We start from the raw sequence: 13,617 nt of genomic DNA, 5'->3' as shown, positions 1-13,617 counted from the left end.
GTCCGCCGCCCCGTCACGACGGGTCGGCAGACGAGGTAGCAGGGCGTCACGGCGGTCAGGTCGGCCGCGGGCAGCCACGGCCCTACGGCGCGCCGCGGGGCTCGTCGCCGAGGTCGCGGACGCCCTCGGAGAGCTCGTCGACGACCAGCCGCCCGCGGTCGACCTGGTCGCCGCGGAAGGCGGCCCGCCCCACCATGTGGGCGGCGACGGGGGCGGTGGCCATCTGGAAGAGCACGACCAGCACGAGCATGCCCAGCGCCTCGGGCTCGCGCAGCCGCAGGGCGAGACCGGCGATGACGAGCACCAGGCCGAGCACCTGCGGCTTGGTCGCGGCGTGCATGCGGGTCAGCAGGTCGGGCAGGCGCACCATGCCGATCGCGGCGATGAGCGAGAGGGCGCAGCCGGCCAGCAGCAGCACCGACCCGACGACGTCGCTGACCTGCGCCGCCACCTCGGGCACCGAGGTCATGGCGGCCAGGGGGGTCAGGGCGGTCAGGGCGCTCACAGCCGGCCCCCCTCGGCCTCGTCGCCGCTCTCGGCGTCGACGTCGTCGCTGCCCTTGGCGAAGCGCGCCACCGCGACCGACCCGACGAAGCCGACCAGGGTCAGCACGAGCAGCACGGGCAGGGTGGTGGAGGTGTCGCGCTCGACGGCGTCGACGGCGATGGCGCAGATGACCACGGCGACGAGCACGTCGAGGGCGACGGTGCGGTCGAGCACGGTGGGGCCGCGGGTGATCCGCACGACGAGCAGCACGGCGGCGAGGCCGAGCATCACCACGCAGGCGGTGGTCACGAGGTCGCTGGGGCTCACGGGGCGGCCTCCCGGTCGCGGTCGGTGTCGCGTGACGGGGGTCCGGACGTGCGGCCGGCGGCCGACCCGCCCCCGCCGGCCCCGCCGTCGGCGGTGAGACCCGCCGCAGCGGCCGCGGCGGCGTCCGCGCCCGGGTCCTCGGGGGCGAAGGCGGCGAGCACGCGGGCCTCCAGGGCCAGCACGTCGTCGCGGTAGCGCTGGGCGGCGCCCTCGTCGGCGACGTCGAGCACGTGCAGGTAGAGGGTGTGGGTGGAGCGGCGGGTCTCGACGACCACGCTGCCGGGCACGAGCGAGACCAGGACGGCGACGGTGGTGAGCACCAGGTCCGACTCCGCGCGCAGCGGCACGGCCACCACGGCGCTGCGCGGCACGCAGCGCGGGCGCAGCACGATGAGCGCGACCTGCACGCTGGCGGCGACCACGTCGACCGCGACGTGGCCCAGCAGCCGCGCCAGGGCGACCGGGCGCAGCCGCCCGCCCAGCCGCAGCCGCGGCATCGGGAAGACCAGGCACACCAGCACCGCCACGAGCACCCCGGAGAGCACGATCAGCACGTCGGGGAAGCCCCACAGCAGCGTCCAGACCACGGTCAGCCAGACCACCGAGACCGGCTGCACGGCGTGACGCCGCGAGGGGGTGCTGCTGCCGTCGCGGCGGGTGCGCATGCGCGGGCTCACGAGGGCACCTCGGCGAGCACGGTCTCGACGTAGGCCGTGCGCTCGCGCAGGTCGGCGGCCGCGCGGTCGGTGAAGCCGAAGAGCGGCCCGGCCACCACGCTGAGCACCAGGCTGAAGGCCACCAGCCCGGCGGTCGGCAGCACCATCGACAGCGGCAGCCGCTCGGGCAGGTCGCCGTCGCACAGGCGCTGGTGCAGGTCGCGGTCGGGCGTCTCGTCGCTGACGATCCGCTCGGCCTCGGCGACGTCGCTCACCGACAGCGCCGCACCGGGCAGGGGGCCGCCGTCGTCGGCGGCCACGCGGGCCAGCGAGCCGCCGCCGACCTGACCGGTGTGGGGGCCGGTGTCGAAGCCCGGGTCGGGCAGGCTGGCGGCGGCCTCGTGGGCCTCCTCGGGGGAGCGCCAGAAGGCCACGGCCCAGGTCTTGGCCACGGCGTAGAGGGTCAGCAGGCTGGTCGCCACGGCCCCGGCGACCAGGGCGTAGGCCAGGGGCGTCCCGACGTCGACGCCGGCCTGGAGCAGGCCGACCTTGCCCAGGAAGCCCGAGAGCGGCGGGATGCCGGCGAGGTTCATCGCCGGCACGAAGAAGAGCAGCCCCAGCAGCGGCGCGAGGCGCGCCAGCCCGCCGAGGCGGATCAGCGAGGTGCTGCCCGCGCGGCGCTCGACCAGCCCGACGACGAGGAAGAGCGCGGTCTGGATGGTGATGTGGTGGGCGACGTAGAAGATCGCCCCGGAGACGCCGGCGTCGGTGGCCAGGCCGATGCCGAAGATCATGTAGCCGATGTGGCTGACCAGGGTGAAGGACAGCATGCGCTTGATGTCGCTCTGGGCGATGGCGCCGAGGATGCCCACGACCATGGTCAGCAGCGCGGCCCACAGCAGCAGGTCGGTGAGCGGGCTGTCGGGGAAGAGCAGCGTCTGCACGCGCAGGATGGCGTAGACGCCGACCTTGGTGAGCAGGCCCGCGAAGACGGCCGTGACCGGCGCCGGCGCGGTGGGGTAGCTGTCGGGCAGCCAGAACGACAGCGGGAAGACCGCCGCCTTGATCGCGAAGGTGGTCAGCAGCAGCAGCTGGAGCATCAGCGCGACGTGGTCGGGCAGCTCGGCGATGCGCTGGGAGAGCTGGGCGAGGTTGAGGCTGCCGGTGGCGGCGTAGACGACCGCGATGGAGATGAGGAAGAGCATCGAGGACATCAGGTTGACGACGACGTAGATCGTGCCGGCGCGGATGCGGGCCTCGGTGCCACCGAGGGTCAGCAGCACGTAGCTGGCGAAGAGCAGCATCTCGAAGCTGACGAAGAGGTTGAAGAGGTCGCCGGCCAGGAAGGCGTTGGAGACGCCGGCCACCAGCACCAGGAAGGTGGGGTGGTAGATCGACAGCGAGGCGTGCTCCTCGTCGTCGCCGGTCATGCCCTGACCCAGCGAGTACGCCAGGACCGCCGTGACCACCACGGCCGAGACCAGCAGCATCAGCGCCGAGAGCCGGTCGGCGACCAGCGAGACGCCCAGCGGCTCCGGCCAGCCGCCGATCCAGATCACCTGCGGGCCGCTGCGGTCGGCGGCCACCAGCAGCACCGCGGCCAGCACGGTGACCGCCACGAGGCTGCCGAGGCTGATCGCGCGCTGGAGCTGCGGGCGGTGCGAGAGCATGAGGGTGGCGCCGGCGCCGAGCAGCGGCAGCACGACGGGCAGGGGCACGAGGGCCTCGACGTTCACGGGCGGCTCCCCTCCTCGGCCGGGCGCTCGGAGGTGTCGGCGGAGTCGAGGTCGTAGCCCTGGGAGGACTCGTCGAGGTCGGCGCGGCGGCGGATCGAGGCGTCCTCGACGTCGTCCTGCACGTCGTCGTGGCCGTTGAGCTGCCAGCTGCGGTAGGCCATGGCCACCACGAAGGCGGTGGTGCCGAGGGTGATGACGATGGCGGTGAGCACGAGGGCCTGGGGCAGCGCGTCGCTGAGGCGGCCCTCGGCCTTCCCGACGATGGGGGCGTTGCCGGCCTTCCCGCCGGCCACGAGGTAGAGCAGGCTGATGCCGTTGCTGAGCACGACCAGCCCGACCAGCACGCGGGTGAGGCTGCGCTCGAGCAGCAGGTAGACCCCGCAGCCCACGAGCGCCGCCCCGGTCAGGGTGAGGGTGAGGTTGACCTCCTCCATCAGCGGGCTCCTTCCGGGGTGGCCTGGTCGGTGGGCTGGTCGGTCGGCTGGGTCGTGGGGCCGCGCGCGGGGTCGGGGGCGGTGTCGCCACGGCGCGCGGCCAGGGCGGCGCGCTCGTCGGCCAGGATGTGGCGGTCGATGCGCGAGCCGAGCGCGCGCAGCAGGTCGAGCACCAGGCCGATGACCACGAGGTAGACCCCGATGTCGAAGAAGACCGAGGTGACCAGGTGCGGCTCGCCCAGCGGGCCGAGGTGGATCGTGATGTCGGCGCTCTGCAGCACCGAGCCGCCGAAGGCCAGCGGCGCCATCGCGGAGGCGGCGGCCACGGCGAGACCGGCGCCGATGAGGCGGCCGGCGTCGATCGGGGCGGCCTCGTCGAGCTCGTAGCGCCCGCCCGCGAGGTAGCGCACGGCCAGCGCCAGTCCCGTGACCATGCCCGCCGCGAAGCCGCCGCCGGGCAGGTTGTGGCCGGCGATGAGCAGGTAGACCGAGAAGACGACCATGGCGTGGAAGAGCAGCCGGGTGATGACCTCGAAGACGATCGAGCGGCGGTCGGGGCTCAGGGTCCGCGAGCCGGGCAGCCAGGCGCGCCGGCCCGGGCGGGTCGGGATCTTGCGCACGCCCGCGGGGTAGGGGATCTCGTGCACGCGCCGGATCCCGGCGTCGCGGGCGGTGACGAAGACGAGGCTGGCGACGCCGGTCGCGGCGGCGACCAGCACCGAGAGCTCGCCGAGCGTGTCCCAGGCCCGCACGTCGACCAGCACGACGTTGACGATGTTCTTGCCCCCGCCGTACGACACCGCCTCGGGGGGGAAGGCGATCGAGACGGGGGCGGCGGTGCGCGCGGAGCCGGCGACGAGCATGAAGCCCGCGACCGCCGTGCCCACCGCGACGGCGAGCGCCACGCGCCACCAGCGGCTGCGGGCCAGCGGCCGGTCGGTGAAGTACTCCGGCAGCCGGCGCAGCACGAGCACGAAGACCAGCAGCGAGACGGTCTCGACGAGGATCTGGGTCAGCGCCAGATCGGGGGCGCCGTGGAGCACGAAGAGCAGGGCCGCGCCGTAGCCGGTGACCCCGGCCAGCACGACCGCGCGGAGGCGGCGGCGGGCGCGGGTGGCCATGACCGCGGCGCCCACGGCGACCAGCCCGACGACGGCCTGCGCGGGGGTGTCCCAGGCGACGACGTCGATCTCGGAGGCGTCGGCCAGCAGCAGCGTCGAGCCCGGCACGACGAGCACGACGAGCAGGATGATCGCGAGGTACGTCGACACCGACCCGCGCTGGGTCAGGCCGGTGACCTCGACCGCGGCCCGGTCGACGCCGCGCATCACCAGCCGGTAGCCGTGCTCGAGGCTGCGGTCGGTGCCCCAGCTGCCCTGGAGACGGGCCACGGGGGCGCGTCCGACGTGGGCCGCGGCGCCCAGGGCGAGCACGACCACCGAGAGCAGCAGCGCCAGGCCGGGGCCGTGCCACAGCGTCAGCTCGGGCTCGTGGGCTCCCTCGGGGAAGACCTCGACCGCGGGGGCGAGCAGCCCGGTGAGGGTCGGCCCGAGCAGGCCGAGCGCGACGGTGAGGCCGGTCAGCAGCACCGGGCCGGCGGCGAACCCGGCCGGCACGTGGTCGACCCGGGTCGGCTCCACCCCGGGCTTGGTGGCGAAGGCGCCCCACACGAAGCGGGCGGAGTAGGCCGCGGTGAGCACCGAGCCGGCCACGACGCCGAGCAGCACGGCCCAGCCGGCGACGGGGCCCAGACCGGTGCCCTCGCCCTCGCGGGCCAGGTCGACCAGGGCCACCAGGGAGGCCTCCTTCGACACGAAGCCCAGCAGCGGCGGCACCCCGGCCATCGAGGCGGCGGCCAGCGTCGCGGCCGCCGCCAGCACGGGCAGGCGCCGGCCGAGGCCGGAGAGCTCGTGCATGTCGCGGGTGCCGGTGGAGCGGTCGATGACGCCGACCACGAGGAAGAGCGCGGCCTTGAAGAGCGCGTGGGCCAGCAGCAGCCCGAGGCCGGCCAGGGTGGCGCTGCGCGTGCCGAGGCCCAGCACGACGAGCAGGAAGCCCAGCTGGCTCACCGTGCCGTAGGCCAGCAGCAGCTTGACGTCGATCTGGCGCAGCGCGCGCCAGCCGCCGAGCAGCATGGTGGCCACCCCCAGCACGAGCAGGGCCGGACGCCAGCCGGCGGAGGCCGCGAAGGCGGGGGCGAGCAGGGCCACGAGGTAGACGCCGGCCTTCACCATCGAGGCGGCGTGGAGGTAGGCGCTCACCGGGGTCGGGGCGACCATCGCCCCCGGCAGCCAGAAGTGGAAGGGAAGCAGCGCCGACTTGGTCGCGGCGCCCACGAGCACCAGGAGCACGGCCACGGTCACCGCGGTGCCGGTGGGCGGGTCGGCCAGGATCTCGCTGATGCGGAAGGTGCCGGCGGCATGGCCGAGCAGCAGCATCCCGACCAGCATGGCCAGACCGCCGAAGGTCGTGACGAGCAGCGCCTGGAGCGCCGACTGGCGGTGGGCGCGCCGGGTGGGGTCGTGGCCGATGAGCACGAAGGAGAAGACCGTGGTCAGCTCCCAGAAGACGTAGACCAGCAGCAGGTCGTCGGCCAGGACCAGCCCGAGCATCGCGCCCACGAAGGCGACCAGCACGCCGGCGAAGCGGCCCAGGTCGCGCGAGTCGGGGGAGAAGTACCACCGGCAGTAGGCCAGCACGACCGCCCCGATCCCGGCCACCACCAGCACCAGCAGCCACTGCAGGGCGCCCATGCGGAAGGCGAGGTCGAGCCCCAGCGAGGGCACCCACCCGGTGACCTCGACGCGCGCCCGACCGTCGGCGACGCGTGAGGTCTGCGTCAGGGCCCACACGGTGGTCGCCGCGGGCACGGTGGCGACCAGCCAGAAGGCCCGGAGGCCGAGGGTGCGGACGAGGACGGGGCACAGCGCCGCCACCAGGAGGTGGGCGGTCACGAGGAGCAGCAAGCGGGGCCCTTCCGGGTCCGAGGAGCGAGAGGCGTGCCTCGATCCTACGGGGCCGCGGGGGACCACGGGTCCCCCCGACGGGGGGCCGGGACGCACACCGACCCGCCCGGAGGACCGGGCGGGTCGGCGGTGGTGCGGGGTGGCAGGACTCCGGGCAGGGGGCCTGCCCGGGGTCAGCCGGCGATCGGCCGGTGGGTCAGAACGACGCCTCGTCGAGGTCCATCAGGTCCAGGCCGGTGGCCTCGGCGATGGCGCGCTCGGCGCTGATCTTGGGCAGGTTGTACTGCGCGAAGAACTGCGCGGCGGCGACCTTGCCCTCGTAGAACGCCTTGTCCTTGGCGCTCGGCTCGCCGCCGAGCTTCTCCAGCGCGACCTCGGCCTGGCGCAGCAGCAGCCAGCCGCAGACCACGTCGCCCAGGGCCATCAGCAGGCGGCTGGTGTTGAGGCCGACCTTGTAGATGTTGCGGATCTCGTCCTGGGCCGACATCAGGTCGTTGATCATGTGCCCGACCATGGCGTTGGTGTCCTCGAGCGCGGTCGCGAGCAGCGCGCGCTCGTTCTTCAGCCGGCCGTTGCCGCCCTCGGCGTCGAGGAAGGCCTGGACCTGGCCGGCGAGGTGGCCCAGCGCCCGGCCCTGGTCCTTGACGATCTTGCGGAAGAAGAAGTCCTGGCCCTGGATCGCGGTCGTGCCCTCGTAGAGGGTGTCGATCTTGGCGTCGCGGACGTACTGCTCGATGGGGTACTCCTGCAGGAAGCCGGAGCCGCCGAAGGTCTGCAGCGACTCGGTGCCCAGCAGCACCCACGAGCGCTCCGAGCCGTAGCCCTTGACGATCGGCAGGAGCAGGTCGTTGACCGCGGCGGCGAGCTTGACCTCGTCGGTGTCGGTCGTGCCGGCGTGCTCGGCGAGCATCACCTGGTCCTGGTAGGAGGCGGTGTAGAGCACCAGGGCGCGCATGGCCTCGGAGAAGGACTTCTGCACCATCAGCGAGCGGCGCACGTCGGGGTGGTGGGTGATGGTGACGCGCGGGGCGGTCTTGTCGCCCGACTGGGTCAGGTCGGCGCCCTGCTGGCGGGTCTTGGCGTAGTCGAGGGCGTTGAGGTAGCCGGTCGACAGGGTCGCGATGGCCTTCGTGCCCACCATCATGCGGGCGTTCTCGATGACCTGGAACATCTGCGCGATGCCGTTGTGCACCTCGCCGAGCAGCCAGCCCTTAGCGGGCTCGCCGCCGCCGACGGAGGGGTCGCCGAAGGTGACCTCGCAGGTGTTGGAGACCTTGATCCCCATCTTGTGCTCGACGTTGGTGACGTAGACGCCGTTGCGCTCGCCGGTGAGCTCGCCGGTCTGGTGGTCGAAGTGGTGCTGGGGGAGCAGGAAGAGCGAGAGGCCCTTGGTGCCGGGCCCGCCGACGCCCTCGACGCCCACGGGGCGGGCGAGCACGAGGTGCATGATGTTCTCGCTCATGTCGTGCTCGGCCGAGGTGATGAAGCGCTTGACGCCCTCGATGTTCCAGGAGCCGTCCTCGTTGGGAGTGGCCTTGGCGCGGCCCGCGCCGACGTCGGAGCCTGCGTCGGGCTCGGTGAGCACCATGGTGGCGCCCCACTGGCGCTCGACCATGATCTCGGCGATGCGCTTGTCGCGCTCGTTGCCGTTGCGGTGGACCACGCCGGCGAAGGGGGCGCCCGCGCCGTACATCCACACGGGGGCGTTGGCACCGAGCACCAGCTCGCCGAGGGCCCACACCAGCGAGGAGGGGGCCGGGGTGCCGCCGAGCTCCTCGGAGATCTGCAGGCGCCAGTACTCGGAGTCCATCCAGGCCTGGTAGCTCTTCTTGAACGACGCGGGGATCGGCGCGGTGTTGGTGGCCGGGTCGAAGACCGGCGGGTTGCGGTCGCTGTCCTCGTACGACGCGGCCAACTCCTCGCGGGAGAGGCGGTCGACCTCGGCGAGGATCTCGCGGGCGGTGTCGCCGTCGACCTCCGCGAAGGGGCCGGTGCCGAGGATCTCGTCGCGTCCGAGCACCTCGAAGAGGTTGAACTCGATGTCGCGCAGGTTGCTCTTGTAGTGGCTCACTGATCCACACCTTCTGGTTCGTCGCTGGGGTTCGGTCGCCGGTGGGCGGGCCGGTCGGGGTGCTGCCGGTGGTGCTGCCGGCGGTGGCGCCGGGGACCGGTGGTGACGTCGGTTACCCGTCGGTTTACTGGTCGGTAACATCATGGTAGGAGCGGCCGCTCGCCCGCGCAAGCGAACGGTCGGGGTCGCGACGGCCCGCGGGTGGGTCCGCGGGAACAGGTGGTGGGGCGCGCCGCTGCGCGCTAAAGTCGACCGTCTTGATCGAATTAGTCGGTCGGCGGCGCGTGCGCCCCGACCGACGCCCGACCGGAGGGGGACGTGGTGCGCAGGCTGGTCGTGCTCGCCCTGGTCGGACTGGCCGCGCAGCTGGTCGACGGCTCGGTCGGCATGGGCTACGGCGTCACCTCGGCCACGCTGCTGCTGGCGGCCGGGATGGGCCCGGCCGCGGCCTCGGCGGCGATCCACCTCTCCGAGATCGGCACGACGCTGGTCTCCGGGGCCGCCCACCACGCGCTGGGCAACACCGACTGGCGCACGGTCGGCATCCTCGCCGTGCCCGGCTTCGTGGGCGCCTTCGCGGGCGCGACCTTCCTGGTGGGCCTCGACGCCGACGTGGCGGTGCCGGTGGTCGCCGTCGTGCTGCTCGTGCTGGGCTGCTGGGTCACGCTGCGCTTCCTCGCCCAGGGCACCCGCACCCCGCGCCCCGGCCCGCCCCCGCGGGCCGCGCTCCTCGCGCCCGTCGGCCTGGTGGCCGGTGCCCTCGACGCCGTCGGCGGGGGCGGCTGGGGCCCGGTCGGCACCAGCACGCTGCTCTCCTCGGGCCGCCTCGAGCCGCGCAAGGTCGTCGGGTCCGTCGACACCGCCGAGTTCGTCGTCGCCGTGGGCGGGTCGCTCGGCTTCCTCCTCGGCCTCGGTCGGGCCGGCATCGAGGGCGCGGTCGTGCTCGCGCTCATGCTCGGCGGGGCCGTGGCCGCCCCGGTGGCCGCCCTCGTCGTGCGGCACCTGCCCGCCCGGGTGCTGGGCGTCGTCGCCGGCGGCGTCATCGTGCTCACCAACGTCACCACCCTGGCCGGCCTGCGCGACGCCGACGCCGTCACCACGGGGCTGCTCGCCGCCCTCGTGGTGGTGCTGTGGGTGCTGTGGGTCGCCTGGGCGGTGCGGCTCGAGCAGTTCGCGCGTGAGGGGGTGCGGCTCGACGTGCCCGACGTACGCCGGGCGCAGCGGGCGCACTGACGCGGCCCGGCCCGTGCCCGGTCAGGGCTACTGAGTCGCGTGAGTCGCCAAGGTCGACTGGAGGGGTCGACTCATCTGACAGACTGGCCCCATGCGCGTCTCCGCCAAGTCCGACTACGCCCTGCGGGCCCTCATCGAGATGGCCTCGCGCGCCGACGGTCGCGCGGTCAGCGCCGAGGAGCTCGGCCGGCTCCAGGAGATCCCCCACGGCTTCCTGCAGGCGATCCTCGCCGACCTGCGACGCGCCGGCATCGTGATGTCGCAGCGCGGTCAGTCCGGCGGCTGGCGCATGGGTCGCGCCGCGGGCGACGTGTCGGTGGCCGACGTCATCCGGGCCGTCGACGGCCCGCTGGTCTCGGTCTACGGCCTGCGCCCGGAGGCCGTGACCTACAACGAGGCCGCCGGGGAGCTGCAGCACGTCTGGATCGCCGCGCGCCGCGCCCTGCGCGACGTCTTCGAGCAGGTCTCCATCCAGCAGCTCGCCGACCGCGAGCTGCCCAGCACCGTCACCGAGCGGACCTCCGACGAGGACGCCTGGCAGCCGCACTGACCTGCGGCGACCTGCCCGCGGCCGCTGGTCGTGCGGGCTCGGGCCCCGGTCCGTCAGCCCCCGCCGGGTGAGCCGGGTGAGCCGGCTGGGCCGGCTGCGGTGGCGGCGGCCAGCCGGGTCTTGAGCTTGGTGCGCTTGCGCTCGAGCTTCGCGGTACGGCGGGCGAGGGCGTCGTTCTCCTCGCGCAGGCGGGCCACCTCGACCAGCAGGTCGGCGACCGAGTCGGTCACCGAGGCCAGCCGCGCGCCGGGGCCGACCTCGTCGGGGTCGACCGCGCGGGTCGGCAGTGCCGGCACGAGGTCGGCGGCATCGCCGTACAGCAGCCAGCCGGCGTCGGCCACCGCCTTGGCCCAGCGCTCGGCGAGGTCGCGCAGCTCGCCGTGGAGCTCGGCGGGGAGCGTCGGGAGCTCCGGGCCCGAAGCCTCCTCCTCGCGGCGGGCCAGGTGGTCCGACACCACGCGTCGCTGCGCGCCGGGGGGCACGCGGCCGTCGACGGCCCGGTTGACCCCGCGCAGCACGGCCAGGCCGGTCGCGTCGAGCCGGGCGCCGGGGTCGGTGTCGACCTCGGTGAGCGGGAGCGCAGCGGCGTCGAAGCCGACCACGCGACCGAGGTCGGCCCACACCGAGGCGGCGCGGTCGCGGCGGGAGACGGAGGCGCTGGCGTCGTCGGCGCGGGGTGCGACGACCACGTGCATCCGGTCGGGGCGGCGCAGCGCGGCGGACCACCGGTGCAGCACGCCCTCGAGGTCGTGCTCGGCCCAGAAGGCGACGGACTCGGGCGCCTCGCGGGCGGGGTCGAGCACCCGACGGGTCCAGCGGCGCAGCGAGCGGGTGGCCCCGGCGCGGATCGTGTCGGCCCAGGCGCCCACCAGCTGGGAGGCGGGGTCGGCGACGACGGCCACGACGTGCACCTCCCACCCGCTCAGCGCGTCGAGGAGCAGGGCGATCTGGTCGGTGTCGGCGCCGGCGAGGTGCTCCTCGCCCAGCACGACGCTCTCGCCCTTCGCGCAGGCCTTCCGAGCGCGGTGGCACAGGGCCGCCCAGGTGCCCTCGACCTCGCGGCGGCGGTAGCCGTGCTGCTTGTGGTCGCGCCGCAGCTCGACGGCGGCCCGCAGCACCTCGTCGCCGGCGCGGGTCGGCACGTGCACGCCCGCGGCGGCGAGCGCCGAGGCGTGGTGGGCGAGCGCCGCGGGGAGGAAGGCGCCGCCGGCGCCGGGGAGACCGATGTGGAGGTAGATCCTGCGCTTGGCCATGGCCCGCACGGTGGCAGCGGCGGGCGGCCGCCCGGTGAACTCCCGGCCACGACCGGTGGGCGGCTCGGTGCGGCGCGCCGCGCGCCGCCGGTCGACGCCCCCGCCCGCGTCCTACTGACCGTTGCGACCACTGGCAGGGCGTCACAACGGTCGGCCAGTGGTCGCAACGGTCAGTAGGACGGCCGGCGCGGGGCCAGGACGGGCGGAGTCAGTCCTGGCAGTGGCGCCGGGCCCAGTCGACGAGGGGGCGCAGGGTGCGCCAGTCGTCGCGGACGAGGTCGAGGGCGGCGGGGGTGTGGATGACCGGCTCGAAGCCGTGGGACCGCCCGACGGTCAGCGAGCGGTGGCGCAGCAGGTCGATGCGCGGGTGGTCGGCGTCGTAGCCGCGCGGCGAGGTCTTGAGCCGGTCGCCGCCCACCTCGAAGCCCTCGCCGACCAGCGTGGCGAGGAGCGACTCGAGCTCCGCGCCGTAGAGGTCGTGGGCGACGGCGGCGCGGAAGGCCTGGAGCCGACCACCTGAGGCCTCGTAGAAGCCGGCGCCGGTGCGCAGGCCGCGCGGGGAGAGCTCGACGTACCACCCGGTCGACGGGCCCGCGGCGGCGAAGGCGCCCTGGTGGGTCTTGTAGGGCGTCTTGTCCTTGGCGAAGCGCACGTCGCGGTAGGGCCGGAAGACCTTCACCGCCCCGAACTCCGGGGCCAGCACCTCGGCGAGCGCGGTGAAGGGGGCCTTCACCGATTCCTCGTAGACCCCCCGGTGCCTCTCCCAGAACGACTTGGTGTTGTCGACCTCGAGGTCGTCGTAGAAGTCGAGCGCTGCGACGGGGAAACCGGTGAACTCCACCCGGCGAGCCTAGGCCGCGCCGGCGCGCGACCCGGGCGGGCCCGGGTCCCGCGGGAGCCCGGGCCGGGTCAGGGGGTGGCGCCGGCGCCGTCGTCGTCCCAGGCCTGGTGGCCGAGGTCGTCGCGCTGGTCGGTGTCGAGGCCCAGCAGCTCACGGGCGGTCCGGTGGTTGTCGGGGCCGCCCGCGGCGGTCATGACGGCGCGGGCCTCGGACTCGATGGTGTCGGGCGGCACGACGACGAGACGGACCCGCCGACCCGAGGCCAGCTTGGCCACGACGAGGTGGGTGTCGTCGCTGGGGAAGGAGCCGGTCTTGACCGTGCCGCGGGCCGCGCGGACCCGGCGCGGGGTGGCGACGCCCTCCGGGTCGTCCCAGTCGGGGCGGGAGAACAGCAGCCGGTCGAGGCGCCCGACCTCGACGGGGAAGTGGTCGACGAGGTCGGCGACCTCGGTGACCAGGTCGCGCGAGCGTGGCCACCACGCACCGTCGACGGAACCGTGGGGATCCTCGGCGATGCTCAGGCGCAGCGGCTGGCTGGCGACGGTGGTGCCGCCCGGCGCGGAGGCGACCGGGGCAGCGGGGGACGGGGCGTGCGGTGACGTCGTCATGACGTCCACCTTCCGCACCTGCGTCTCGGCGGACCCGACGGGCCCGGCGTCGCGGGTGATGCTCCCCACCGTACTCCTGCCCGGGGGCGCCTGCCGGTCGCAGGACGAGCGGTGGAGCGGACGGCGTCAGCGAGTGGCGGCCCGGGCGAGGACCGGGAGCCGGGTCGGGTGGCAGCCGCGACGCTAGGAGCCCCGGGGCGGGGGCGGGGGGCGGCGCTTCGACCGGTCGAGGGGTCGTGGTGCGGCCGGGGAGCCGGCAGGGCGGTCGGGCCCGGTCGTGATGGCGATGAGGTCCCACCCGGGCGGGATGGCGGCCATGATGTCGGTGACCATCGAGAGGTAGTCGGTGCCCTGGCGCACGTAGCACTCCTGCGCTGGTCCGCCGGGTGGTCCCGCCGTGGCTTCGATCCTCACGTCGTGAGGCTAGGCGGCCGGTGGTGAGGTGTGACCCGCTCG

At 74.5% G+C, this 13,617-nt stretch carries 13 protein-coding genes; 2 read left to right on the top strand and 11 right to left on the bottom strand.

Annotation, left to right across the window (positions count from 1 at the left end):
* Positions 1-82: 82 nt before the first annotated feature.
* The 7 genes from mnhG to M3673_RS07265 all read right to left on the bottom strand — a co-directional run bounded on the left by mnhG (position 83) and on the right by M3673_RS07265 (position 8,676).
* Positions 83-505, bottom strand: coding sequence for a monovalent cation/H(+) antiporter subunit G (mnhG, locus tag M3673_RS07295; RefSeq protein WP_251532713.1), 423 nt, complete (start codon positions 503-505; stop codon positions 83-85).
* Positions 502-813 carry a monovalent cation/H+ antiporter complex subunit F gene (locus M3673_RS07290; protein WP_228941562.1) on the bottom strand — a complete coding sequence of 104 codons (312 nt, stop codon included), beginning with the start codon at positions 811-813 and terminating at the stop codon, positions 502-504. Before M3673_RS07290 ends, mnhG begins: the two co-directional genes overlap by 4 nt.
* On the bottom strand, positions 810-1,490 hold the full coding sequence (locus tag M3673_RS07285; RefSeq protein ID WP_251532712.1) for a Na+/H+ antiporter subunit E: 681 nt from the start codon (positions 1,488-1,490) through the stop codon (positions 810-812). Before M3673_RS07285 ends, M3673_RS07290 begins: the two co-directional genes overlap by 4 nt.
* Positions 1,487-3,205: a Na+/H+ antiporter subunit D gene (locus M3673_RS07280; RefSeq protein ID WP_193661887.1), complete on the bottom strand. Its 1,719-nt coding sequence runs from the start codon at positions 3,203-3,205 to the stop codon at positions 1,487-1,489. The genes M3673_RS07285 and M3673_RS07280 overlap by 4 nt, the downstream gene beginning before the upstream one ends.
* Positions 3,202-3,639, bottom strand: coding sequence for a Na(+)/H(+) antiporter subunit C (locus M3673_RS07275; protein WP_056905258.1), 438 nt, complete (start codon positions 3,637-3,639; stop codon positions 3,202-3,204). Before M3673_RS07275 ends, M3673_RS07280 begins: the two co-directional genes overlap by 4 nt.
* A complete protein-coding gene (locus M3673_RS07270) occupies positions 3,639-6,605 on the bottom strand; it encodes a Na+/H+ antiporter subunit A (RefSeq protein WP_251532711.1) in 2,967 nt (988 codons plus the stop codon). The genes M3673_RS07275 and M3673_RS07270 overlap by 1 nt, the downstream gene beginning before the upstream one ends.
* A 196-nt stretch (positions 6,606-6,801) precedes the next feature.
* Positions 6,802-8,676 carry an acyl-CoA dehydrogenase gene (locus tag M3673_RS07265; RefSeq protein WP_193661889.1) on the bottom strand — a complete coding sequence of 625 codons (1,875 nt, stop codon included), beginning with the start codon at positions 8,674-8,676 and terminating at the stop codon, positions 6,802-6,804.
* 321 nt (positions 8,677-8,997) lie between these two features.
* Between M3673_RS07265 and M3673_RS07260 the strand changes: the two genes are divergently transcribed.
* A complete protein-coding gene (locus M3673_RS07260; RefSeq protein WP_251532710.1) occupies positions 8,998-9,909 on the top strand; it encodes a sulfite exporter TauE/SafE family protein in 912 nt (303 codons plus the stop codon).
* Between the two features lie 91 nt (positions 9,910-10,000).
* Positions 10,001-10,459 carry an Rrf2 family transcriptional regulator gene (locus tag M3673_RS07255; protein ID WP_056864920.1) on the top strand — a complete coding sequence of 153 codons (459 nt, stop codon included), beginning with the start codon at positions 10,001-10,003 and terminating at the stop codon, positions 10,457-10,459.
* A gap of 53 nt (positions 10,460-10,512) precedes the next feature.
* Here M3673_RS07255 and M3673_RS07250 read toward each other — a convergent pair whose 3' ends face one another.
* The 4 genes from M3673_RS07250 to M3673_RS07235 all read right to left on the bottom strand — a co-directional run bounded on the left by M3673_RS07250 (position 10,513) and on the right by M3673_RS07235 (position 13,575).
* Positions 10,513-11,712 (bottom strand): hypothetical protein, encoded by a 1,200-nt coding sequence (locus M3673_RS07250; protein WP_251532709.1) that lies wholly within the window; start codon positions 11,710-11,712, stop codon positions 10,513-10,515.
* A 208-nt stretch (positions 11,713-11,920) separates the two neighbouring features.
* Complete coding sequence (locus M3673_RS07245) at positions 11,921-12,553, bottom strand: DUF2461 domain-containing protein (protein ID WP_251532708.1); 633 nt, start codon at positions 12,551-12,553, stop codon at positions 11,921-11,923.
* A 68-nt stretch (positions 12,554-12,621) separates the two neighbouring features.
* On the bottom strand, positions 12,622-13,161 hold the full coding sequence (locus M3673_RS07240) for a DUF5994 family protein (RefSeq protein ID WP_251532707.1): 540 nt from the start codon (positions 13,159-13,161) through the stop codon (positions 12,622-12,624).
* Positions 13,162-13,344: 183 nt separating this feature from the next.
* Entirely contained in the window at positions 13,345-13,575 is a 231-nt protein-coding gene (locus M3673_RS07235; RefSeq protein ID WP_156697942.1) for a hypothetical protein, read from the bottom strand.
* Between the last annotated feature and the right edge of the window lie 42 nt (positions 13,576-13,617).

This window comes from Nocardioides sp. P86 (genome assembly GCF_023712465.1).
Taxonomy (GTDB): domain Bacteria; phylum Actinomycetota; class Actinomycetes; order Propionibacteriales; family Nocardioidaceae; genus Nocardioides; species Nocardioides kribbensis.
Note: the sequence above shows the minus strand (reverse complement) of the source record. Positions and strands in the feature narration are given on the sequence as shown.

Excerpts from the sequence above, each read along its gene's own strand:
- M3673_RS07275 (WP_056905258.1), bottom strand. The coding sequence starts at position 3,639 with ATGGAGGAGGTCAACCTCACCCTCACCCTGACCGGGGCGGCGCTCGTG.
- M3673_RS07255 (WP_056864920.1), top strand. The coding sequence starts at position 10,001 with ATGCGCGTCTCCGCCAAGTCCGACTACGCCCTGCGGGCCCTCATCGAG.
- M3673_RS07250 (WP_251532709.1), bottom strand. The coding sequence starts at position 11,712 with ATGGCCAAGCGCAGGATCTACCTCCACATCGGTCTCCCCGGCGCCGGC.
- M3673_RS07240 (WP_251532707.1), bottom strand. The coding sequence starts at position 13,161 with ATGACGACGTCACCGCACGCCCCGTCCCCCGCTGCCCCGGTCGCCTCC.